The 25,762-nt window shown below is 37.6% G+C and carries 16 protein-coding genes and 1 tRNA gene; 5 read left to right on the forward strand and 12 right to left on the reverse strand.

What is annotated here, in order from left to right:
* Positions 1-218: 218 nt before the first annotated feature.
* The 8 genes from EJF25_RS01875 to EJF25_RS01910 all read right to left on the reverse strand — a co-directional run bounded on the left by EJF25_RS01875 (position 219) and on the right by EJF25_RS01910 (position 7,441).
* Positions 219-1,232: a hypothetical protein gene (locus tag EJF25_RS01875; protein WP_125039780.1), complete on the reverse strand. Its 1,014-nt coding sequence runs from the start codon at positions 1,230-1,232 to the stop codon at positions 219-221.
* An 86-nt stretch (positions 1,233-1,318) separates the two neighbouring features.
* Positions 1,319-2,590, reverse strand: coding sequence for a phage integrase SAM-like domain-containing protein (locus EJF25_RS01880; RefSeq protein ID WP_125039781.1), 1,272 nt, complete (start codon positions 2,588-2,590; stop codon positions 1,319-1,321).
* Between the two features lie 140 nt (positions 2,591-2,730).
* A tRNA-Ile gene (locus tag EJF25_RS01885) sits at positions 2,731-2,804 on the reverse strand.
* A gap of 92 nt (positions 2,805-2,896) precedes the next feature.
* Complete coding sequence (locus EJF25_RS01890) at positions 2,897-3,208, reverse strand: DUF4491 family protein (RefSeq protein ID WP_125039782.1); 312 nt, start codon at positions 3,206-3,208, stop codon at positions 2,897-2,899.
* 4 nt (positions 3,209-3,212) lie between these two features.
* Complete coding sequence (locus tag EJF25_RS01895) at positions 3,213-3,677, reverse strand: Lrp/AsnC family transcriptional regulator (RefSeq protein WP_025076302.1); 465 nt, start codon at positions 3,675-3,677, stop codon at positions 3,213-3,215.
* Between the two features lie 161 nt (positions 3,678-3,838).
* Positions 3,839-4,720: a BamJ family beta-barrel-assembly machinery protein gene (gene bamJ / locus EJF25_RS01900; protein WP_125039783.1), complete on the reverse strand. Its 882-nt coding sequence runs from the start codon at positions 4,718-4,720 to the stop codon at positions 3,839-3,841.
* A gap of 20 nt (positions 4,721-4,740) precedes the next feature.
* Positions 4,741-5,325, reverse strand: coding sequence for a BamJ family beta-barrel-assembly machinery protein (bamJ, locus tag EJF25_RS01905; protein WP_125039784.1), 585 nt, complete (start codon positions 5,323-5,325; stop codon positions 4,741-4,743).
* 169 nt (positions 5,326-5,494) lie between these two features.
* A complete protein-coding gene (locus tag EJF25_RS01910) occupies positions 5,495-7,441 on the reverse strand; it encodes a CotH kinase family protein (protein WP_125039785.1) in 1,947 nt (648 codons plus the stop codon).
* 332 nt (positions 7,442-7,773) lie between these two features.
* Here EJF25_RS01910 and EJF25_RS01915 point away from each other — a divergent pair, with 332 nt between their 5' ends.
* Positions 7,774-8,475: an SIR2 family NAD-dependent protein deacylase gene (locus tag EJF25_RS01915; RefSeq protein ID WP_125039786.1), complete on the forward strand. Its 702-nt coding sequence runs from the start codon at positions 7,774-7,776 to the stop codon at positions 8,473-8,475.
* A 43-nt stretch (positions 8,476-8,518) separates the two neighbouring features.
* Positions 8,519-9,376 (forward strand): SGNH/GDSL hydrolase family protein, encoded by an 858-nt coding sequence (locus EJF25_RS01920; protein WP_125039787.1) that lies wholly within the window; start codon positions 8,519-8,521, stop codon positions 9,374-9,376.
* A gap of 151 nt (positions 9,377-9,527) precedes the next feature.
* Here EJF25_RS01920 and EJF25_RS01925 read toward each other — a convergent pair whose 3' ends face one another.
* Genes EJF25_RS01925 through EJF25_RS01940 form a run of 4 tightly spaced genes read right to left on the reverse strand, consistent with a single transcriptional unit; the run spans position 9,528 to position 17,166 of the window.
* The gene (locus EJF25_RS01925; protein WP_125039788.1) at positions 9,528-10,538 is read right to left on the reverse strand and encodes a DUF4973 domain-containing protein; all 1,011 of its coding nucleotides are present in this window, start codon (positions 10,536-10,538) and stop codon (positions 9,528-9,530) included.
* Positions 10,539-10,566: 28 nt separating this feature from the next.
* Positions 10,567-12,621 carry a RagB/SusD family nutrient uptake outer membrane protein gene (locus EJF25_RS01930; RefSeq protein ID WP_125039789.1) on the reverse strand — a complete coding sequence of 685 codons (2,055 nt, stop codon included), beginning with the start codon at positions 12,619-12,621 and terminating at the stop codon, positions 10,567-10,569.
* 19 nt (positions 12,622-12,640) lie between these two features.
* Complete coding sequence (locus tag EJF25_RS01935) at positions 12,641-15,739, reverse strand: SusC/RagA family TonB-linked outer membrane protein (RefSeq protein ID WP_125039790.1); 3,099 nt, start codon at positions 15,737-15,739, stop codon at positions 12,641-12,643.
* Between the two features lie 20 nt (positions 15,740-15,759).
* Positions 15,760-17,166, reverse strand: coding sequence for an IPT/TIG domain-containing protein (locus EJF25_RS01940; protein ID WP_125039791.1), 1,407 nt, complete (start codon positions 17,164-17,166; stop codon positions 15,760-15,762).
* Positions 17,167-19,116: 1,950 nt separating this feature from the next.
* Here EJF25_RS01940 and EJF25_RS01945 point away from each other — a divergent pair.
* From EJF25_RS01945 to EJF25_RS01955, 3 genes are read left to right on the forward strand one after another with little or no spacing between them, the layout of a single operon-like run.
* A complete protein-coding gene (locus EJF25_RS01945; protein WP_125039792.1) occupies positions 19,117-20,574 on the forward strand; it encodes an IPT/TIG domain-containing protein in 1,458 nt (485 codons plus the stop codon).
* Between the two features lie 28 nt (positions 20,575-20,602).
* A complete protein-coding gene (locus EJF25_RS01950) occupies positions 20,603-23,689 on the forward strand; it encodes a SusC/RagA family TonB-linked outer membrane protein (protein ID WP_125039793.1) in 3,087 nt (1,028 codons plus the stop codon).
* A gap of 11 nt (positions 23,690-23,700) precedes the next feature.
* Positions 23,701-25,752: a RagB/SusD family nutrient uptake outer membrane protein gene (locus tag EJF25_RS01955; RefSeq protein WP_125039794.1), complete on the forward strand. Its 2,052-nt coding sequence runs from the start codon at positions 23,701-23,703 to the stop codon at positions 25,750-25,752.
* Positions 25,753-25,762 lie beyond the last annotated feature (10 nt).

The raw sequence follows: 25,762 nt of genomic DNA on the forward strand, positions 1-25,762 counted from the left end.
TTGTTGATTATGTAATCTAATCGAGAGTGGTGCGCACCGTTTGTCTTTCGATTACGTTGCAAAGGTGAGGAATAGTGAGAAGGTGGGTAATAAAGAATAGAGAGTGATTTGAAGGGTATTCTTTAGATTATAGGTTATCAGTGAGTTAGCTAATTTAAAGACATAAAAAAACTACCACGTAATTACATGGTAGTCTGTGAGGATTGGTAGATTATTAATTACCAGAGATGTTCTGTAGATTGATTGTTGGGTGAGAATCTGTAGTCTTCTATCTGTTTGGGCTTCCACATAGGTTTGTACCCTTGTTTCACTAAGTAGGCTATTGCTGCATTGGTTGAGTTCTCATCATTATTAAAACTATCTGTTTCAAACAATAGTTCCATGTAGCCTAATGTCATGCGTATCTGTTCACTCTTGGTCTTTAGTGAAGAGTACCTTTGCAATAGGTGGAATGTGCCATACATGATTAAATTGCAAGCAGCATTATTAGCTTTCCTGCCTTTCTTCTCTGCATACACTTCTTTGAGTTCCGTTTGCGCTTCTTCCAGATTATTAACTCCTAAATAAATGTGTAGGTAGTTATCCAGTAAATCAGTAAGCCAATGGCATGAATTATCTAGTGTAATCTTCTTAACTCCATTATCAATAGTGATAGGATTGAACACTCTTAATTCTTTCTTCTTGCTAGGTGAGTACCTCTTAGTATTAAGCAACTCAAAGAGCTTTAGCATTTCTGGACGGACTTGTTCCAGATAAGGCAATGTGTCTTCTGACATGGTGATTTCTGTGTAGAGTTCACCTCTTACATACTTCTCGTAAATGGCGGCTACTATCAGAAGGGATGTCACAATTGTACTTTCTTCGTCAGTCTCTCCACACTCTTGTAGTTTCTTCTCTAATTCTCTTTGTAGCTTATCATCTGACAATGTGATAGTAATGTCATACTTTGAATCCATAATGAAAGAAGTAGGGTCAAATGTCTTGCTCGTTGAGGCTTGTCTAGGCAAATAACGGTGATAGTCAAACGCTCCGTTATCTGCTCCAAACTCATCCATGAATGGAAACTCAATCATGTACTTATTAGCAACTTCCTTACTGACACCCTTTGGATAATACTTGTAATAAGTAGCTAATAGTTCGCTTTCAAACATGGCACGTTTATAACCAAAGTACTCTGATAATACAGGCTCTAGTTTCTTTAATTCTGGAATTGGCAGTATGTAATTTCTCATATCGTATCTTACATTAGTGCTGTAAAGATAGTTAATGCCACTCCATTACGCAACAGAGTGGCATTATTAATTACTACGGATTGTGACTACAATTTTCCAAACACGTACTTAATGACTTTAGCATTAGCCTTGTTCTCATTTACAAAGTCTCGTTCAATGTAGATGTCAGTGACCTTCATTGCTTCATCAACATGATTTAATGCTGCATGGACTGTGTACTTATCAATGCCAACTTTATTTAGTGCAATGGTTGCCCATGAGTGGCGGGCTGCGTAGTACTCCAAATCATCCACTTCTAATAATGCACCAATTTCTTTCAGACCGTAGTTGATAGCCTTGTTAAAGCTCTTCTCATCAACATAATACTGGTAAAAGTTGAAGAGGCGTTTACCTGTATTATCTTTATACTTCTCAATGAGAGGTTGGACTAACTTAGGTACATCAACCTTCATTTGTGCCTTATCAAGTCTGCGGTCTTTGGTTTTGGTACGATTATAGATGATTGTATTTCCTGTTATTTCAGTAGCATTGTATAAGTCTGCTGAATTCATACCCATAAGGCAGAATGAAAGAATGAAGCAATCCTTTGCCAAATTATAGCGGCAAGTAGCCTTATAGCCCTTCTTCATGTCCTTATACGCTAACTTCCATACCTTCTTAATAATGTCTGATGGAATTGCCCGTTTACGTGTTGCTTCCTGTCTAGGTATCTCAAACTCATCAAAGGGTGAGTTGGGTATTAGAATCAGATTCTTATCCCTCCTGTTATACTTCTTCTTAGCTTCGTTGAACAATCGTTTGATACTTACCAGATAAAGAGATAGTGAGCGATTAGAGGTAATTCGTTTACCCTGTTGGATAAGTTTCTTAGTGCGTACTTCTTTCTCCTTGTTTAAGAATGCTTTGAATTCCTGTAAGAAGTCTAAGGTAATCAGATTTGTATCTAATTCCTCTTTGCCTATGAAGCGAGTTAGCGCATTGAGTGCAGTTGTGTAATTTGGCGCACCTTTAATGGGGGTTGAGGCTATCCATTCACGACTGAACTTTATGAAGTCTATTACTTGCTTCTTCTCACGTTCACCATTTAAGAACTCAAATACATCTTCCAGTGTGTAATTACTTTGGTCTAATTGGAGCTTAGTGCATTGCTCTTTGTAATAGGAAACAAGATTGTCAATTTCCTTTTTAATAGGAGCATCTTCTTTGAATTTAAAAGACTTTGTTAGTTCTTTAGAGGTTACAAATAGGCTGGTTGATAGCCTTTTAATCTTTCTGTCTTGTGTGAATCGTACTTTTACATTGTACGTTCCATCACTCCTTTGTTTGTCCTGTTGGACTTCTGCTTTGATTGTCAGCATTTTAACCTTATTATTCTGGGGTCAACAATAGGTCAACAATGAAGCATTTCAAGGTGATTTTATGCCAATTTCGTCATAATCAGAAGATTTCAAACCAAATAAAAATCCCCATAAACTGCTGTTTATGAGGATTTTCTTTGTGGACCAGCCTGGGCTTGAACCAGGGACCTCCAGATTATGAGTCTGTTGCTCTAACCAACTGAGCTACAAGTCCGGTGTATCCTTTTATTGGATGCGGTGACAAAAGTAGTTCTTTTTGCCGAATTATGCAAGTCCTTTTAATAAAAATCTGTAAAGCTTTTCTTCTCAGAACTTATATTTTCGTTTTGGGTTCTTAGGGAACCAACCTTTTCTTACTCGATCTTCTTGTTCAAAGACTTCTTTTATAGTCCAGAATGAAGAAAAAGCAAATACACCTAATAACGAAGATAGAATCACATTATTAATACTTAGTGAGGCTATGACACCTGCAATACCAAGTATAAGGAATATCCACCAACATCTTGTCCCCCAATGATACTCAGCCTTTACCACTATAGGATGGAAAAGACCGATAATCAGAAAGGTGCAGATTCCAATGAATAATCCAGCCAGATGATATTCATTCAGAAACTCCATCTGGTTATTTTTCTATGCGAATTGGAATTTCTTTTTTAATACTTTGCTCCAGAGAAATTAATGTTTCTGTAGCAACTACACCCGGAATTTCTTGCATTTTGTTATTAAGTAAGTCCATCAGGTGTTCGTTGTCACAAGCATAAAGTTTAGTTAGCATGGTATAAGGACCTGTAGTAAAGTGGCATTCCACAATTTCGGGAATCTTTTGTAATTCTGCTACTACAGATTTATACATGGAACCTTTCTCCAACTTGATACCGACATAAGTGCAAGTTCTGTATCCCAGAGATTTCGGATTCACATGATAACCCGAGCCTACAATAACTCCGAGATCAATCAGTCTCTGTACGCGTTGATGAATGGCTGCACGGGATACGCCACATTCAGCTGCTACATCTTTAAAAGGGATACGGGCATTCTGCGAGATGATTTCTAGGATTTGTCTGTCGAGGTTGTCTATTTTTTCCATAATAATAAATTATATTTTCCAGTTGTTATCAAATAGTAAGCAAATATAGAGATTTATTTTAATTATTCTTCTTTTTCGAGAAAAAAAAGAGGAAAAAGCAAAAAAAAGAGGTGCAAACGGGTTGCACCTCTTTCCTTTCTCTATTTAAGCCTGAACTTTTCTTATTTCTTGTCCGGTTCGATTTCCACTAATTCAACTTCGAATACTAAAGTAGAGAACGGTTTGATTTGACCGGACTCTCTTGCACCGTAAGCCAGTTCCTGAGGAATGTAAAGCTCCCATTTTGAACCTACAGGCATCATAGTCAGAGCTTCTGTCCAACCTTTGATGACTTGGTTAGCACGGAAAGTAGCAGGTTCATTACGTTTGTAAGAGCTGTCAAATTCAGTTCCGTCAATCAAGGTTCCTTTATAGTTTACTTTTACTTTGCTAGAGTCAGCAGGAATTGCTCCTGTACCTTGAGTGATAACTTTGTATTGAAGTCCGCTAGGAGTCGTTTTTACACCATCTTTGGTCTTGTTTTCAGCCAGGAATTTTTCACCTGCAGCTTTATTGTCTGCATATTTTTCTTCCATAGCTTTTGCTTTAACGGCTTCCATAGCTGTACGAGTATATATCTGTGCTTCATCCATAGACATCAAACCACCTTTCTCCAAAGTACCTGCGATGAAACCTGCAATGAAGTTATCTTTGCTGATAGTTTTAAGAGAGTCACCTGCAAATAATTCCTGATTGATATTCTTAATCATACCATTAGCACCGTTGATTTGTTGACCGATTTGCAAACCTGCCATATAAGCAATTTCTTTCTTGCTTGTCTTGTCAGCGCCTTCGTTCAAACCTTTGATAAATTCTGCCATATAAGCAGTATCTACACCCATACGTCCTACCAGATAATCTTTCAGACCTTGAGTCTGAGCCATACCAATTGAATAAGACAATGAGTCGATGTCTGATTTCAGATTTGCTTTAGGAGCTTGAGCTGTACAAGAAGCAAGACTTGCAGCAGCAGCGATTGCCATAAAAATACTAACTTTTTTCATGTTGCTTTGAAATTTTTTATTTATAATACTTCAAGTAATTCTACTTCAAATACAAGTGTACTGTGAGGAGGAATCATTTCTCCGGCACCTTGTGCACCATAAGCTAACTCCGACGGAATATACAGTTTCCATTTTGAACCTTCCGGCATTAGCTGAAGAGCTTCTACCCATCCTGGAATCACTTGGTTTACTCCAAATACAGCTGGCTCACCGCGTTTGATAGAACTGTCAAACAGTGTACCATCAATCAACGTACCTTCATAGTGGCATTTTACCTGATCGGTAACCTTTGCCTGTTTGCCATTTCCTTCTTTGATAACTTCATATTGTAATCCGCTCGGAAGGGTAACAACATTGGCTCTTTTTTTGTTTTCTTCCAGAAAGACTTTACCCTGTTCGATACTGGTGGCACTTATTTTTGCTTCCAGTTCTTCAAAATATTTGTTTACTATTTCACGGGCTTCCGTATGACTGATTGCAGTCTGGTTGCCTTCAAATACGTCTTTGATAGCTTGTGCAAAGTCATCCACCTCAATGCCTTTTGCTCCCATACTTAATAAGTTTTGGCCTATTCCGAGACCAATAGCGTAACTAAATTTATTCATATAATGTTTTTTATTGGAGATTGAACTATGGTCCTTCATGACTTTAACATTCAATCAATTGCAATTTTATAAGTCGCAAAAGTACACGTTTTATTTGAATGATTTAGCATTTAGTATTTAAAAATTCTTATATCGGCAAAAGTTCATTCTTTTCTTTATGATAACTTTCTTATAATTCGTTAATATATTTATCTAGCCAAGTTAATCGTTGTTCAATGAAATCTTTCAGGAATTTAACCTCTTTTTCATAGCTTCCACGATCTATATAGTTAGGCCACATTACTTTATGTATGTCCCATCCGGCTCCGCCGTCTTCTATATTCCCGAAATTACGTGCGGCAGCACTTTCCAATTCATTGGAACGATTTTGAACAAATTGTGGTAACTGGTCTAATTGAGGTTTTACTGTATTCCATTTCTCTTTAAGTGCTTTTACGAAAGCTGGATCTCTAAATAATTTGTCGAACCATGGTGAACAGGTTTTGATATACCAACCTTTCGGACCGGTTGATGATGCTCCTTGCTCTGTCGTAATGTGATTGGCATTACCAAATGCTATGTCGAAGTCCCATACAAGAGGCTGTTCTATAATATTATTGTTAAGAATGGCCATATAACAGCTTCCTCGCATATTTCCATCACAATTCTTTGAGAGTTCCTGTACAATGAAATATTTAACAAACGATTCTATATCTATATATTTATGGTATCCATTTTCAGGATCGGTGAATTTATCGGAATATAGAACAGATTCAGCTTTATTGTAGAAGTCTTTTACAAAGTTGAATTGTTCGTCAGTCGGTTCATCCGGATCTTTAAACATCATAGGCAATTCTTTTATATCTGTTTTGAAACGTGCTCCTTCATCATAGTGAAAGTCTAGTTCCATGAGATAGTCACCATCAACAGATTTATCGGCTAAATTGATGTTGAGTCGTTCTTCGGAGACTTTGACATGTTCTGTCAAAGCATAGACTCCCAGATATTTTCCATTAAGATATACTTCAACACTAATAGACTTTGGAGTCCATCTCATACCAACAATTCGTGAGATGTTGAATGCAGTGATATTTCTTAAAAGTGATTTATCTGCATAATTAGCAAGCAAAGCCCAATCTTTATCAGTACTCATACCTAATAATTGTGTTTTTTTATCCAGCTTTATTCTATATGGCTTTTTCGGCATCCCCCAAGTTGAATTTCCACGTCCACGTATTCCGGCACTTCTTTCAACTGTAGTTCCATCTGTATATAGCTTACTGGGATCTTCTACTCTGATATTAGCTCTTACATAATTTTCTTTATCTTTAATTTCAGCATTATTTTCTGTATCAATATAAATTTGAGGAATACGGATTGATCTTATGTTTACTAAATAATCGATCTTGGTTCCATCTTTTTTCTTCAGGCTATAAGTTAGAGGAGTTTCGAAGTTGTTAGCGGTTTCGCCACTTTTTTGTGCGGTACCATTGACTGTAACTGAAACACCACGATAACCAAAAGTTAAAACGAGTGATTCTGCAGAGACTCCTTCGGGTAGGATAGCGCTTATGGAGTTACCTTCGATGACAGCTATAATATCTTTATCCAGTTCTCTGTTTTTTGCTGCCTCAAGAATGAATGAATAGATGCCTTCTTCTCCTTCTCTATTGATTATTTTTCTTTCTCCATCGTTTAGATAAACAGTAACAGCATTATTGTCATAGGCTATACATACAATGAGCAGGTCATCGGAACTGGATGTTTTAACTGGAATACCTAAATTAGTACCGTTTACTACCCATGTGTTTGTGAGTCCTTTGGTGACAACAGGAATTTCTTTGCCTGTAAAATCAATAATATAATATTTTATTGGGAGTTCTATAGTGCTTTTATCGCTTAAGGTAAGAGTGGTTGTTGCTCCTGTAGTCTTGATGTCACTGACCATTAAAGATTTATCTAATGCATCTTCAAATTGTTGAAGAATTGTTGGAGTAGTAGTGGTTACGGGTGGTGGTTCGTTTCCGTCATTATTACCTATATCTTTTTTGTCATCAGAGCATGAGAAGAGAAAAATTGATAGAACGAAACAAAACTGTACGAAGCCTTGCAGGAATGATAAATTGTTCTTTTTCATAAATAAATGTATTAAATTAGTTATTTAGAATATAGATTATATATGAGGTTAACAATGTACTCTTATGGGTTACTTGCTTGAATATCAGTAAGTCGATTGGTTTCTGCAAGAAATATATACTGCTCAAAAATATGAAGTTTTTAGCTAATAAACAAGAAATTAACCTAGAAATTTTCTTTTATCATTGTTTTTTGAAAGAAAAGATATATTTATTATGGTAACAAAAACAAAATTACCTCAAAGTGCAAGATTACATGCGTTTAGATTTTCTTTTACCGACTATTCTCTTTATTTTTGTATTGTTATATATTATAAGGTAAGGAGGATAGTTTATGAAGAATTTGGTAATATTGACAGGGGCTGGCATGAGTGCCGAGAGTGGAATTGGTACTTTTCGGGATGCAGGTGGATTGTGGGATCGTTATCCCGTAGAACAGGTCGCGACTCCTGAAGGATATCAGCGTGATCCGGCATTGGTAATCAATTTCTATAACGAGCGTCGGAAGCAATTGTTGGAGGTAAAACCGAATCGTGGGCATGAACTGTTGGCAGAATTGGAGAAAGAATATCATGTGACAGTGATAACACAAAATATTGATAATTTGCATGAACGGGCGGGTAGTAGCCATATCATTCATTTACATGGTGAATTGACAAAAGTTTGTTCTAGTAAGGATCCATATAATTCTCTCTATATAAAAGAACTGAAGCCCGAAGAATATGAAGTAAAGGTTGGAGATAAAGCGGGTGATGGAAGTCAGTTACGTCCTTTTATTGTATGGTTCGGAGAAGCTGTTCCAGAGATTGAAAAAGCGATTCGTTATGTAGAAAAAGCAGATGTTTTCGTGATTATTGGTACTTCGTTAAATGTATATCCGGCTGCGGGTTTACTGCATTATGTACCGCGAGAGGCAGAAGTTTATTTGATTGATCCCAAGTCGGTAGAAACACATACTTCTCGACCGGTCCATATTATTCAGAAAGGAGCCTCTGAGGGGGTGGCTGAACTGAAGAGTATGCTGGAAGTTGGGTGATAAAGATATTATTGTTACTTATTCCTATAAATATAAGATACTTATGAAAGACAAACTATTAATAATTGGTACTTTATTATTTCTTAGCTCGTGCTTATGTGGACAGAATCAATCTTCTATCTCAAAAAAAGAGTTATTTGGAAATGAAGAGGGTTGTTTTCAACATCCATGGCAGGGTAAACGAGTAGGATATATTGGTGACTCTATCACAGATCCTAATTGCTATGGTAAGGAGATAAAAAAATACTGGGATTTCTTGAAAGATTGGTTGGGTATTACTCCTTTTGTTTATGGTGTAAGTGGACGGCAGTGGGATGATGTACCTCGGCAGGCAGAAAAACTAAAAACGGAGCATGGGGCGGAAGTTGATGCTATTATTGTCTTCATGGGTACTAATGATTTTAATAGTGGAGTGTCAATAGGAGAATGGTTTACTGAACGGGAAGAGTCGGTAATGGCAGCTACTGGAGAAACAAAAAAGTTGGTAAAGCGTATAAGGCGTATTCCAAATATGGATAAAGATACTTATAAAGGTCGTATCAATATAGGTATATGTCAGTTAAAGAAGCTCTTTCCTGATAAACAGATTGTTTTATTAACTCCTTTACATCGTTCTTTGGCTGAATTTAGTGAGAATAATGTGCAACCGGATGAGAGTTATCAAAATAGTTGTGGAGAATATATTGATGCTTATGTTCAAGCTATAAAAGAAGCCAGTAATATTTGGGGAATTCCTGTGATAGATTTTAATGCAATGACAGGTTTGAATCCGATGATTGAGGAGCAGCTTATTTATTTCAATAATTCGGATTTTGATCGTTTGCATCCAAATACTAATGGTCAAAAACGTATGGCACGTACATTGATGTATCAATTACTTTCATTGCCAGTAACGTTTTAGAGGCTCTTTGGATATTGTTTCCTTTAGGGTCAATTGAAGTAGATAAATTAGATTGGGATTATTTGATAAAAAGTCAAAAGAGCTGTCTCCTATGGGTGAGACGGCTCTTTCTTCATGGTTTTGCTTATATACTATATTAAGTAAATAATCATCACCATTGAATAGCTTGATCTTGATCTGGAATCAGCGTATTGATCTGGCGCTCCATTGTCATGGAACCCTTTACATCATATATCATCGGATTCTTTGGATCGGAAGTGAAGTCTGTATATTTATATTCTAAACGTAAAATCGTGATATGACGTTCCAAATAGGGTTTTGTCTCATGCTTTTGTACAATTAGCTCATATGTACAGTCACCGACAGGCGCAATATTAGCTCCACTTGTAGGGTCGCCTTGTTTAATGGTTAAGGAGCCGGCCATATTTCCATCTTTATTAAGTTCTCCTTCATTAAAGGTCACAATCACCTTATACTTACTGCGATTCTCATCTTCTTCCCATACTGAACCAGCATAGAAGAAGATTGAATTATTGTCTACTACGCGAGTTACGCGATTATCTACTATAGCTGGGTCGTTGGTAGTACCATCGACATAAATGTTCATTAATGTGGTTGAATAAGTACCGGAATAGTCATTATATAAGTTGATACCCAATAAAGCTTTGCACCATCCCTTACGAATATTGCGAACATATGACGGATTCTCTTCAATATTTAATGGAAGCACCCATTTTTCATTTAAGTCTAATCCTTTCATATTAAAATTGAGGGTGTAGTTTTGCACATTCTCACCGGCAGGTATTTGACAAGTCTCTGAAGGGAAAGAATAAAAAAATTCAGGCAGTTGCCGATACCAAAGATCTTTACGTCCCACTGCAAATTTCTCCGTATTCAAATGATAAAGTGTATCGTTATCTACACCAATTTTCACGTCGATATTTCGTGTGTTATCACGTGTACCGCTGACGATCACCGGTAACTGATAGGATGCGGTACCATCGGGCTGGTAGCGCATATAAATGTCACATACGCCGTTGCTACCTACCGGTGCCTTAAACGAAATCATCTGGCTGTGTAGCTCTTCCTTCCATTCATCGTTGCATGATCCGAAGGAGACACATACAACTGACACAATTCCTAAAATATATAATTTCTTCATATCATATTCATTATTTACATTAATACCTTTAATCATAATCTTGCCATCCCGGTGCCTGAGTCATATTCTTATTACGTTTCAGTTCGTCATAAGTGATAGGCCAGAAGTACTGTTTTCGTGAGAAGGAAGTTTGAAGATTGGCTACTCTGACCGGAGTATAGAAAGCATCTCTGTGGTCTCTGTTTACTAAAGTATTGCAACCATAGATCTGCTCACTTTCATGCTCTTCTGCAATCTTCCAACGGCGTAAATCGAAGAAACGCTGATTCTCGTTGAAGAATTCGATTTGACGTTCGTGCACGAGCTTATTAAAGAACAATTTTGGATCTTGGTAAACAGTATTATCGTAGTCTGGGAGCCCGGCACGCATACGGACCGGTTTAACGCCACGACGCATTTCTTCGATATCTCGTTTGATAGTATGTGTTTTACTTCCATCCCAAGAAGCAATATCGTAGCTTTTTCCTGAGGTCAAATTATTCAGTGATTCTGCATATATTAATAGGATATCAGCATAACGAAGGGTAGGTTCTACCTTGTCACAGATGCTTCCTCCATGGTTAGCACAATCTGTAGGATGAACATATTTTTTTACTCCAATGCCGGTGATCAGCCAATTCTGACCGCCATTGATACGACCATCGTCTGCACCACGATAATACCATCTTTGTATATATCTGTAATGTTCATCTTTTCCTTCTACGGCACTTGCACAATCCCATACACATCCGTTGTAAGCTATTGATGCATAGAATCGAGGTTCTCTATTAGTATATTCCATGTGAACGTCATTCGGTACGTGATCATAAAGATGATCCTGTTTGTTATCATTGGTCACATATCCATCCGGACAAGTTGTACGGTCAAATGGTTCTCCCCATGCCATATCATATGCGTCACATTGTTTCTGTGTCACACCATGGATGTTCCATCCACCGCAAGAAGCCGGCAATTGATGTCTCACCAAATCAGCGATACCTTGTTCTGTTTCCAAGTTGTTTCCGTCTTTATTTAAACCACGGGTAAAGATCAATTCAGGGTTTTCTGCTGCGTACAACTCTCCGTTGAATATAGCGCGATAAGATTCGAACGGATCTATGTTTTGCCATCCTTCGGGGAAGTTTCTATTGGAATAAATCTCATGTGGCGGTGGGGTAATTGTACTGGGATATGATTTGTCATTATCTTGCTTTCGTACTCCTACCGTATAAATTCTATAAAAACCTGTCTTTTCTGCATATTCAATCATATCTTTCGCGGCAGCGGCGGCTTTCGCCCATTTCGACTCATCATATTCCTGTGGAATCAAGATCCGTCCACTCTTATCTGTAAAGTCTGCCATTTCTGTATTTCCATTGGCTAATGGACTAGCTCCGTAAAGAAAGACTTTTGCGCGTACTGCCAAAGCAGCTCCTTTAGTCGGACGACAAATATTCAGATTATCCCGTTTCTCGAATAATTCAGATGCGGCTTGCTGCATCTCAGAAGTGATAAAGTCTACACATTCATCATATGTGTTACGCGGAAAACTTAATTCTTCATAAGATTTAGTATAATCGGCACCTTCTATCGGCATAATCGGCACCGGACCGTATTTTTTCAACAGTAGCCAATAGAAATAAGCTCGTAGAAAACGCGCCTGTCCTTTTACATCAGTGATTTCTTCTTGAGTGAAATCCTTATTTTTATATACATTATTGATTAGGATAGATGCTTGGTAGATAGCATCATATGCCCAAGGCCATGAATTAGTGTAATATCCTCCGTAGGAATATCCATATCCGTATTCACCCAATTTGAATTTACGGTAACGGTCTCCATTATTTCCTTCATTAAATGCCTGGTCGTCAGAGAAATTAGTTGGACAGATGTCGCTATGTCCCACTTCGATATTATCACCTTGCAGGCGACTGTAACAAAATGACAGCCATTGTAATGTATAGTCTTTACTTTCGAATATATGATCGTTTGATTGTTGTTCTTTAAAGTAGCGATCTACATTTAAGTAATCAGAACAAGAAGTGAAGCCAAGTCCAAGTCCGACTATGATCGCTCCCATCAATATATATTTTCCTTTTTTCATATTTCTTATTTATTATAGGTTATAAGTTTATCGTCAAGCCTATTGTATAGGATTTAGCCAATGGGTATTCTTGTCCGTTAGAACTTCCTAATTCAGGATCCCAAAGCTTGAAACTGGAGAATGTTAGTAAATTAGTTCCCATGAGATAGATACGTACATTATCCAAATGGATACGGTTCACCAATCGTTTAGGAATTGTATAACCGATGTCCAGATTCTTCAGACGGAGATACGAACCATCGCGTAACCAATATGTAGAAGCGCGGTAATTATTAGAGTTGCCACCATAGCTTAGGCGAGGATAGATTGCATTCGGGTTTTCGTTTTCTCCCAATGACCAGTAGTTTCCTGGCACATCGTTTAGGATATTTCCCCAACTGTTTGATTGGAATGGATAAACTGTAAATCCATTGATAAAGAAGGATGACTTACCGGCTCCTTGAAAAAGTACATTGAAATCTAATCCTTTCCATGCCGCAGAAAATCCGAATCCATAAATCATGTTTGGTTTGGTAGTAGCGCCAATAGGTACTACGTCATTATTATTAACGACTCCATCTCCATTTACATCCTTATATTTTATGTCACCGGGAGCTACCTCACCAAAATCTTGTCTGGGACTATTACGAATTTCATCATAATCTTTGAATAATCCTTCAGCGATTAATCCACGTGCTTGATTTACACGGAACCCGGCATTCATATTATAGGAGTAATGGCTGAACTGTTCATCGTACTCTTTAATCTCATTCTTGCTATAGGTCATGTTGGCACGCAAAGTTAGGTCTAAGTTTCCGAATTTCTCATGGAAAGCAATATTTCCGTCAAATCCTCTAGACAAAACAGCACCTACATTAGCATACGGAGCTGGGATATGGTTTAGTCCGACACTTTGTGGTAAAAACTTACGGTTCAGATAAATTCCATCACGTTGTTCATGGAAGTAATCAACCGTACCGCTAAGTTTGTCATTGAAGAGTGAAAAGTCCAAACCTATATCATGTTTTGTAGCGACCTCCCAAGTGATATACGGAGACGAGATTCTCGAATATGATAATCCCGGGTAGTAGTAAAGAGATGTTTTGATGTCACCGTAATAATATCCATCTGCATCATTAGTTGCAAATCTTTCTACGTAAGGGAAACGGATCTGGGTGTCACCATTCATCAACTTATCATTTCCTACTTTACCATAAGAATAGCGCAACTTAAACATATTTATCCATTTGAGCTTTTTCTTGATAATTGGTTCTTCTGCAATGTTCCAAGCAGCAGAATATGCAGGGAAGAAACCAAATTGATGGTCAGTAGCAAAGTTTTCCGAACCGTTGTAACCGAAGTTGAAATCAATGAAATAACGATATTTCCATCCGTAAGTAAATCGTCCGGCAAGACCCTGATGACGATATTGAATTCCGGAAACTATTCTTTCGTAACCCGCTAATTCATAATAATTCTTGTTATCCACTTTTTTATCTTGTGAATACTTCATTACAGCTCCTACCTGATGATCACCAAAAGTACGGTTATAATGTAACTCTGCTTCAAGATTCTCATATCGTGTACCGCTAGCTCCCGTTGTTGATAACATTAACTGCTCAGTTTCTATTCTTGTGAACTGAAGTTTACCTTCAGTAGTACGTTGTCTTTCTGCTAACCAGCTTTCCGGCCATCTGTAATGGTTATCACTATTATCCGTATTCGTATCAAAACCAAAGCGTCCGTAAAACTTCAATCCATTTGTTATAAATTTCAGATCTTGTTCTAAATTGACGGTTGTCTGTATTTTATTTTTCCATTTTTCCTGATATCCTTGTTGTGTAATCAGTACCCATGGATTTCTTTTTCCGCCATTTCCTTGTGCTCCCCATCTACCGTCACTGTATTGTGGAGGTGAGGCAATCGGATTATATCCCATCAGGGAGTTCCAAATTTCACCATATTGGCTTCCCGGCAGATTTTGCTTATCCAATGAACCGGCTACACCAACCTTCAATAAAGTAGTCTTCGTCAAGTCAATATCTACATTCATGCGATAATTCCAACGATGATAATTAGCATTGGTCTTATAGTCTTTCATAGTCCGATCTGATTCGTACATACCTCCTTCGTCCACATAACTGGCAGAAATGAAATAACGTGCTACTGTACCACCACCAGTTAAGTCGATGTTAGCACGATAGGTAGGTGCTCCATCTTTCAATATCATCCCCATCCAGTCTACATTCGGGAAAAGATCAGGGTCCAGTCCGTTTTCGATTAACTCTATATCACTATCAGAATAAGCTGCCGACTGATTACGTGTCATTAACGCTTCGTTCATCATACGGGCATAAGTCGGTCCATCTACAAATTCAGGAGTTTTTGTACGCGTATTGTAGGTCATCTCCGCTTTAGCATTGATACGGGTTTTACCTTCCTTTCCTCGCTTGGTAGTGATCAATACAACACCGTTAGCACCTCTTGAACCGTAGATAGCAGTGGCGGAGGCATCCTTTAAAACTGAAAAGGTTTCTATATCCTCTACGTTCAGTTCATCCATACTACGTTCAAAACCATCTACCAATACTAAGGCACTTGATCCTGCGCCGAACGTGGAGATACCTCTAATCCAGAATTCGGAGATATTGTCACCTGGTTGTCCAGAGGTTTGTCGTGCCATAATACCTGGTACATTACCTGCCAACGCATTTGTGATACTAGATGTTGAGGTTTTCAATTGAGATACATCTACTGTAGTCACTGCTCCGGTTATAGTTACCTTTTTTTGTATACCGGTACCTGTTACTGTTACTTGGTCCAATACAGTCGATGAGGTCTCTTTCATCATAACAGAAAGCACCTTATTATCTTTCACAAGTATCTCTTGCTTATCAAAACCAATATAAGAGAATACCAAATATGAGTAGGTAGGGACCTTTATCTTAAAATGACCATTTACGTCTGTCATCACACCTAAACTCGGCACGTTTTTCACAACAATATTTACACCGATTAATGGCTCTTTGTTTTCTTCTGTGACCGTACCTGTCACTTCTATCATTTGTTGCTGATCTTGGGCATAGGACATATTTATCCATCCTATCATCAACAAAAATAGTAAAATATAATTCTTCATAAGTATGTGTTTATATAGTATTATTCTGTAGTTAAGTAACGAATTCCCTTGTTGTTGATATCACCAATATAGAAGATTTCCTGCTCAGCATCGTAAGCCAAGGAAGTAGGTCGGTTGAAACGTGCTTCCGTAAGTGGAGCTCCATCTACATAACCCGTATATTTTTTATCCGCATTATAGTTACTTCGTCCTGCTACCATAGAAGCTACACCTTCTGGAGTCAATTTCCAGATGCAATGATTTACATCATCACTGAAATAGAAATCGTAGAGTTCTTTCTTACCGGCTTCTTCATACTCTCTATTTTTTACGAATATACCAGCCCATGGTTCTTCAAATCTAGCTACGTTACCGACTCCTTCTGCACATCCTTTTGAACTGAGAGAACCGGCTATTACTCTTGGCGTATCAAATAATTTTGTTTTTTCGTTGTAGTCAGATCTCATAATTGCTCCTCTTTGCGGCGCAAATACATACATATATTTTTCTGATGGATGTAGTAGTAATCTTGTGTGTGCTGAACCACCGCCGATAGCTGTCAATGTGAAACATTTTATTGGATTAATATCTATATTGGGTAGTATCTCATTAGCACGCTGCATCTTGTAAATCGCTCCATCATTCCAAGATGAATAAAATACTGAACCATCTTTCATTGAGATACAACCATAACTACAGTATCCATAATTATAAGCACGAATTTTACGGAACTGTTCACTTCGTAATGCATAATATATGTTAGGGGCTGTGTTATCAGCTCCATGTCCATTATCATCCGGGAACAATAACGTATCCCCATCAGCTGTGAAAGTGAATGATACCATTTTCGCATACTGTGTTCTCGGAAAAAGTCGTTTTACATAGCGTTGAGTAAGATTTAATTCACGAAAGCCATCATAATAATTACTTGAGAACAGTATTTGATCACCATTCTCCGAGGGTTTAGGATCAAAAACCATCCAGTCATTAGAAGGGCACGATCCTTCGCCATCGAAAGAGCCATCTTGAAAAGCGGAGTTACCATCTTCATCTACTTTACGAAGCAGGGTTCCCACTACTGTTCTAGCCTCATAGTTGAATGATTCTTCAAATGTATAATCTGCAATAGTTTCACCGTTTTTACCGTCAATTCGAACACTCACATTACCGTCATAAGCACGTTTGGGAACCATGCAATAGAGCTTTTTGCCATCTGAGCCAATGGTCATAGCCTCCTGTCCACCTATGTTTATGTGTATTTTAGAAAGGTCTTTCCCAAAATTACTACCCATAATGTACATTCGAGTACGCACCGGTCCTTCTTTAGGGGTAAAATCTGTAAAAACTACTGGTTGCGATGGATCAAACTCGCTAGGATCATTTTCATCCTTACAACCGACTAATGATATGCTACACAAAGCTAGCATGTAAATCAAGTGTTTATTCATAAATTAAACAATTAAAAAGGTTAATGTAATATATTCTGTAATTCGTATTAAGACAATAGATTTTTTATTTGTTAGCTGAATTAATACAGTGTATTCTTTTTCATCTAAGTACTATTCTGTTTTGTTGTCAATTAGATAACTTTAATAAGCATCTAGAAGTGATATATATCTCGTCTATCATTGATTTGCTTCTAGTATACTGAGATTCCGTTTGTATGGCATATTTTATATATGTAACATAATGCGAATTATGTATTTCTTAGTTGGAAAGCTAAAAAAGACTGGTTTAATAATGTAGAATATTGAATAAGTGGAACTTATTTCCATAGGGGTGATAACTTTAAGGTTTACCATTGTTTTAATATAGAAATATTAGAAGATTGCTTTTTATAAATTTGAAAAACAGAGTGTATAAAATACTCTAGTATTATTTCGTAAATAAATATTGCAAAATCACTATTATGTATGTGTGTAATTTAAAAGTGGATAAATTTAATAGTCGTTTATACTAAAGTGTTTCTTCCTAGTCCTAATTGCTATAACAATGACTTTTATGCAAAGTTAGTTTGGAATCACTCTTTTATAATAAACGTCAATGATTTATTAGTGGAAACTTGTATGAGAATAATTTCTCATGTAGAAAATCTAGTGATGTTCACTTATAACGGAATAATAAGATAGTAGAGTATTAAAGTTTATTTTATAATTGATATAAACTTTAATTAAGTCTTATTTAAATATAGTAAGATTTGCTGAAGTATTTTAGAAAATGGATAATATTGTTAATCCTACCGAATCTTTGCTAGTATGTTTTAATGAAAAGGATATGCTAATGAATAGAAACGCCCCAATTATTATGAAGAATTTATTAATATAGATGTTCAGGCTAAGAAAAATGCAGGCAATATTTTAATTCTATGGAAAACCGAAGCTCAATGAAAGGAATAAATACAACATATGAAAAATACCTTATTTATTATTCCATTTTCTCTCTTATGATTATGATTATCTTTATCTTAATATAAATAATCAAGAACTAATGATAGATACATTGTATTTATGTAGTAGTCGTATACAATTATCTTTTGTGTTTTATAAGATGATAAAACTATGATTATAATTTTTATACTTATAGCATATAGTTATTTAAAGTTTCGTTTTGAATAATATTATAAAACACAAAAAAGTGTTTTTTTTACCGAAATATATGTTGCTAAATAATGAAAAAACGGATAATTTACTCCTATAACGCTAAAATGATTGAAATATTGTATCTTTTGATTTGTTTATTGTATTCGATTAGATTTTTCTTTGCTTTCTTTGTATTAAAGAATATCGCATGAAAAGCAATATTTATTAGTCGAATTTCTTTTGTTTTATGATGAAAATATGGCAAAAACGAAAAAAAAAGGATTTTTTTTTTGATTTATGTTTTTTGTTCTATTTTTGTAGCGACAATAGAAATAGAACTATTTGTTAGCCAAATTTAAAAATACATAGAATATTATTATGAAAAAGATACACCTATCCGTAATATTCATGATTTTAGAAGTTATTAAGCATTTAAAATATCTATTCATTATATTTTAAATGCTGTATTCATTATATTCTTAGAGATACACAAATTATATATAGTCTGTAAACTAAGTGGTGCTATACATTCTTTATATTTATCAATTTTAAGAATACATAATTCGCATTATGTCATGTTGGGGATAAAAAGTCTTCCATAGTATCATCGAGGAGACTTTTTGAATGGTAAAAGTTATAACGTTAGGAACATTTAGTTGAGACAAATTGAAATTAGAAAACATATATGAATTCTATTGTTAAACTTAAATATTTGTCAGCCAAATTATCAACAATATGGAATCATAGCCGCTTTAATATATATTGTAAAAGTAAATACATACAACATGATTTTTATTAACCTTTTTAATTATTTAATTTATGAATAGACACTTAATTTGCATGCTAGCTTTATGTAGCATATTAGTGACTGGCTGTAAAGACGATACTAAAGATCCTACAGTGTGGGATACTACGCCATGTGATCCGTCAAGGCCGGTTGAGTTTAAGGATTTTACTCCTAAAGAAGGTGGCGTACGTACTAGGCTGTATATCAGTGGTTCGAATTTTGGTAAAGATGAGAGTAAAATTAGTGTAACTATTGGAGGACAAAAAACGCCCGTCATCTCTTCAAATGGTTCAACCATGTATTGTATGCTTCCTGGGCGTGCTTATGGTGGTGTCATAAACATTGTTGTCAGAGATAAGGACAATAAGGTTGTGAAGGACTATACATTCGACGAAGCTTTCAACTATCACTCTAAAACCGTAGTAGGCACTTTGTTGAGAAATGTCGATCCGAATACAGATGCTCATCCGTTTCAGGACGGAGCTTTCTCCGAAGGGGCAGGACTGCCTTATTCCGACTGGATGATATTTGATCCGAAACCGACAGATGGTGACAAGATTATCTTCACCATCAATTATCAGGGAGGTAACGAAGGTATTCGTACGATAAATCTGACTAAACAGGAGATAAGCACGATCTATACGGGTGCCCGTTCGCCTAAAATGCAAACTTTCGAGTTCTCCGCCGATGGTGACACTTTACTGATTCCTGACGATAATGGAAAAGGTACTATGGGTAATGTAGAAATGACTAATATCTGGTACGCTCTTCGTTCAGAAAACTTCAGTAAGTTACGTCCCTATTGTTATGGACCTTGTGCTTATGCTGTGGCTTATATGCCGGATGGAACTATATTCTATACGGTTTATCCCAATGGATCAGTTTTAAAAATGGATCGTGGTGCCCAAGCAACCCCTCCTTATATTGACAGAAAATGTGAAGTGATGTGCTCTATGAATCAGGTTTCTGCAGATAAAGGACGGCAAATTAAAATCAAGGCACATCCAGATGGTAAATACGTACTTATTTTCAGTATCCAGACAGGTGCTATTTATAAGTGTGAATACAATACAGTAGAACATAAACTGAATGGCATTCAACTTTATGCCGGTGATTATGGTAGCAAGGATAATGCGAACAATATTCAGGAAGGTGTAGGTGCCCAAGCGCGTTTTGCAAGGCCATGGGCAGGTTGTTTTGCATATAATCCTAAATATGCGGATCGTCCCGACGGTGATATGTACGATTTCGTATTTATGGATCAAGTGGCACATTGTATGTGGAAACTTACTCCGGACCAAGTTGCCACTATCATTGCCGGACGTAGTAATTATACGGTTGATAATAAATTTGATGGATATATTGACGGTGAGCCGTTGCATGAGGCACGTTTCAATGCGCCACGTGCCTGTACCTATGATCCGGAAGAAGAAACCTTCTATTTGGTAGATAATGGAAACCATTGCATTCGTTATTTGAGAACCGAATAATACTATATACTATAAAAACACATATGATATGAAGAAAATATTTTTACTGTTTTGGTTGGTGATAGGATGTATGAGTGCTTCCTATGCTCAGGAACAACAAATAGAAGTAATAGGGGTTGTCACCGACAATAATAAAGAGCCACTTATCGGGGCGAACATTATGGTGAAGAATATGCCGGGATTTGGTGTGATGACCGATATAAATGGACGTTATAAAATCAAGGTAAGCGAATATGCCACTTTGGTCTACTCTTATATAGGTTTTAAGACTCAAGAAAAAATAGTGAAAGGGAATAAAGTAATCGATGTAGTGTTGAAAGAAGACGAAGCTAATGTACTTGACGAAGTAACTATCACCGGTACAGGTGCGCAAAAGAAAATTACGGTAACGGGTGCGGTGACTACAGTTGACGTTTCCCAGTTAAAAACTCCCAGCGCCAGTATTACGAATGCGCTAGCAGGTACCGTTCCGGGTATCATGGCTCGTCAGACTTCCGGACAACCGGGTGAAAACTTCTCTGAGTTCTGGATCCGTGGTATTTCTACTTTTGGAGCAGGTTCCAGTGCACTGGTTCTAGTCGATGGATTTGAACGTGGCTTGAATGAGGTAAACGTAGAAGACATTCAAGATTTCTCTGTATTGAAAGATGCTTCCGCAACTGCTATTTATGGTTCTCGTGGTGCAAACGGTGTTGTATTAATCACTACCAAGCGAGGTAAAGAAGGTAAAACGAAAGTGAATGCGAAAGTGGAGACTTCTTACAGTATGCGTACTAAGACTCCGGAATTTGTAGATGGTGTAAAATATGTACAGATGGTAAATGAAGCGTTTACTACACGCAGTAAACCAGCTCCATATACGGATGAAGACGTAGAACTTTTCCGTAACGGACTTGATCCGGAACTTTTTCCGAATGTAAACTGGATGGATATGATTCTTAAGAAAGGTGCTCCTATCTATCGCGCTACTGTCGACTTGAGTGGTGGAGGTACTACTGCACGTTATTTCGTTTCTGCCAGCTATGTGGACGAAGGCGGTATGTATAAGACGGACAAAGGATTAAAGGAATATGATACCAATGCGAACTATCGCCGTTGGAACTATCGTATGAATGTGGACCTGGATCTAACTAAAACTACTTTGCTCAAGGTAGGTGTAAGTGGCTCACTGGATAAGAAAAACCAACCGGGAGGAACAGCCAGCCAAGTTTGGATATCCGCTCTTTCGTACAATCCTATCGCTACCCCCGTGAAATATAAAGATGGAAAGTGGGCTGCACAGGGAACAAATAACCAGATAAACCCATGGTTTTTGGTTACTCAGATGGGATATGCTGAAAATTGGAACAATAAAATACAAACCACTGTCAATCTGGAACAAGATTTGAAGTTCGTTACCAAAGGCTTGAAATTCATCGGACGTTTTGGCTATGATACCAATACTTATAATAGCAATGCACACCGCAAATGGCCTGATATGTGGAGAGCGCAAAACCAACGCAACGGTTTTGGGCAATTGGAGCTGAAGAAAGTGGTAGAAGAGCAATTGATGAAGATCACACCGACTTCAACTGGTGACCGTAAGGAATATCTGGAAGCGGAGTTGCATTATAACCGTACGTTTGGTGATCATATAGTAGGTGGAGTCATGAAATATACACAGGATAAGACAGTAAATACTTCTGAAAACCCTACATATAATGCCATTCAAGGTATTGAGAACCGTCATCAAGGTTTGGCCGGTCGGTTTACTTATGGGTGGAAGTATCGTTACTTTGTTGATTTTAATTTCGGTTACAACGGATCGGAGAATTTTGCTACCGGACACCAGTTTGGTTTTTTCCCGGCTTATTCAGCAGCATGGAACATTGCAGAGGAACCAATTGTTAAAAAGATTCTTCCATGGCTGAATATGTTCAAATTACGTTACTCTTATGGTAAAGTAGGTAACGATAATCTAATGGAAGGTAATACAAAGATCCGTTTTCCTTATCTGTCAACGTATAAAACAGAGGACAAATATGGTTACTATTTTGGTGATGTAAGAACCGAATCCTTTAGCGGTACGTTCTATCCCGGATTGACCTATAGCAATTTTGCTTCAAATGGCATTACATGGGAAATAGCTAAAAAACACGACGTTGGTATCGATTTCTCTATGTTCGGTGAGAAGTTTAGCGGTGCCATCGATTATTTTCACGAACAACGTGATGGAATTTATATGAAACGTTCTTTCTTACCCTACAGTACCGGATTGTTAGAGTACTCTCCGTATGCTAACATAGGATCTGTATTATCAAGAGGTTTTGACGGTAACATCGCTTACAACCAGAAGTTTGGAGAAGTTGGCATCACATTTCGTGCCAATATGACTTATAGTAAGAATGAGATTAAAGAATACGATGAGCAATACAGCCACTTTGACTATAAGTATAAGAAAGGCTACCGCGTAGACCAGTTACGAGGGTTGATTTCCGAAGGTTTGTTTTCCAATTATGATGAAATCCGTAACAGTCCTAAACAGACATTTGGAGAAGTAGCTCCGGGTGATATCAAATATAAGGACGTGAATGGTGACGGAGTGATTGACGGTAACGATGAAGTGCCCATCGGAGCTACAACCAGACCAAACCTGATCTATGGTTTCGGTTTGTCTGCTCAATGGAAAGGATTTGATTTCAATTTACATTTTCAAGGAGCCGGCAAATCATCTTTCGCTCTCTACGGTTCTGTCGCTTATCCTCTTAGTCAAGGATATTGGGGAAATATCCTGAGTGATGTAGATGGCAACTATTGGTCATTAGGTACCAATGAAAACCCGAATGCCAAGTATCCACGTTTGAGCTTTAATGGTAATAGCAATAACTTCCGTTCTTCTACGTACTGGATGCGTGACGGTTCTTATCTTCGTCTGAAGAATTTAGAATTGGGTTACACCTTACCTACACGATGGATGAACCGTATCTATTTGAATAAAGTTCGCATTTATTTCATGGGAACCAATTTACTGACATTCTCTAGTTTCAAACTGTGGGATCCGGAAATGGGTAGTGGAACCGGTGAGAAGTATCCTTTGAGTAAAACCTATACGCTTGGGTTGACTGTTAACTTATAAAACAAAATATCATGAAGAGAAAAATATATATATTATTAGCAGTGTCCGTAATGACGTTTGGATTGTTCTTCACTTCTTGTAGCGATTATTTAAATGTAGAGAAGCATTTCGTTGACACACAATCGGAAGATAAGATATTCACAAATAGAACATACACCATGCAATGGCTGGCATATTGTTATTGCCGATTGATGGGGGATAATATAGAAGTTGGTCATAGCCGTTTTTGCCCGCAAAACTTTGCAGATGACCAAGTGTTTAGTGAAACTTACGGACGTTATAAAGCCTATAAGTTGGGAGAAATCGGATACGGTTATTCATACAGTGGTTATTACCAGAATTCTTGGAAATGGGCTTACGCTGCTATCTATCAGGCTACTGTTTTGATTAATAGGGTAGACGGAAATACTGACCTGACGGCAGAAGAAGTTTCTGACGTGAAGGGACAAGCCCGTTTCTTACGTGCATATTTCTATTGGTTAATGATGAGAAGATACGGTCCGGTGCCCATCATGCCGACGGAAGGCGTAGATTACGGAAAAAGTTACGAAGAACTGAGTTATCCGCGTAACACTTATGACGAATGTGTAGAATTTATTGCAGAGGAGATGAAACAAGCTGCTAAGGAATTGCCGGAGAAACGCAATAACTTGAATATGGCACGCCCTACTCGGGGGGCCGCGCTAGCGGTTCGTGCAAAAGTATATCTCTATGGAGCAAGTCCGCTTTTCAATGGAAACACGGAAATGTCAGATTTCCAGGACAAGACTGGGCGCGTACTGATCTCTCAGGAATATAGTGAAGAAAAGTGGGCGAAAGCCGCTGCTGCTGCGAGAGATGTGATAGAAGGTGGATGGTATCAGCTGTTTACGAGAAAATTCCGCGATAGTGAAGTTGCCGGTGATTATGCGAACCCTAAAACTATCAAGCCTCCTTATCATCCGGTTTATTCGGAAAAGAATTTCCCGGAAGGATGGAAAGATATCGATCCGTTTGAGTCATATCGTTCGACATTTAGCGGTGAAGTCAATTATTATAATAACCCGGAGATTATTTTCAGTCGTGTCACTAATAGGGCAGAAGGAGATCATGATTATTTGGTAGATTACTGTGATGTAATTGATTTAGTTAAACATCAGATACCAAATTCTGCAGGTGGGTATAATATGCACAGTATGACCATGAAGCAATGCGATGCTTACGATATGGCAGACGGTAAACCTTTTGACCGTGAAACCTGCTTATCCGGTTTTGCCAGTGCTGGAAATAAAAAAGACCGGCCTTATGATAATTTGGAAGATGGAGTTTGGATGGGATATGCCAATCGTGAACCCCGTTTTTACGCGTCTGTTGGTTATAATGGTGCAAGATGGAACTGCACGAGTGCTTCGGATAATTCTGCATCTGATGTAATCAACAAGCAAGTATGGTACTATCGTGGCAAGCCGGACGGACGTGCCAATAATAGTGAACGTTGGTTGGCTACCGGTATAGGTATCAAAAAATATGTTCATTCGAATGACTGTATGAATCATGGTGGAAATATTCTTGCTAAACTGGAACCGGCTCTCCGTTATGCCGATATATTGATATCTTATGCAGAAGCTTTGAATGAAATAAAAGGTGGTAACAGTTATGAGATTGAGTCATGGGATGAAAGTACAACGTATACCATCAGCCGTGATATTAACGAAATGCATCGTGGTATAAAACCCGTCCGTATGCGTGCCGGAGTACCTGATTTTACAGATGACATTTACGGAAGTCGTGATTTACTCTTCGATAGAATAGTACACGAGCGTCAGATTGAATTCTTTGCTGAAAGCCAGCGTTATTATGATTTGCGTCGTTGGAAGATTGCTCCGGAACATGAAGGTGCACAGATCTACGGATGCAACGTGATGATGGACGAAGCGAACAAAGAAGCCTTCTATGTGCCCGTCAGAGTAGCAGGAGTGCAAACCGCTTTCTCTCGTAAACAATACTTCTGGCCTATGAACTATGATGAGTTACAACGAAATAAGAATATGACTCAGGCCCCCGGATGGCAGGATTACGATTAATAAATCTAAG

It is taken from the genome of Bacteroides faecalis, from assembly GCF_003865075.1.
Lineage (GTDB): Bacteria > Bacteroidota > Bacteroidia > Bacteroidales > Bacteroidaceae > Bacteroides > Bacteroides faecalis.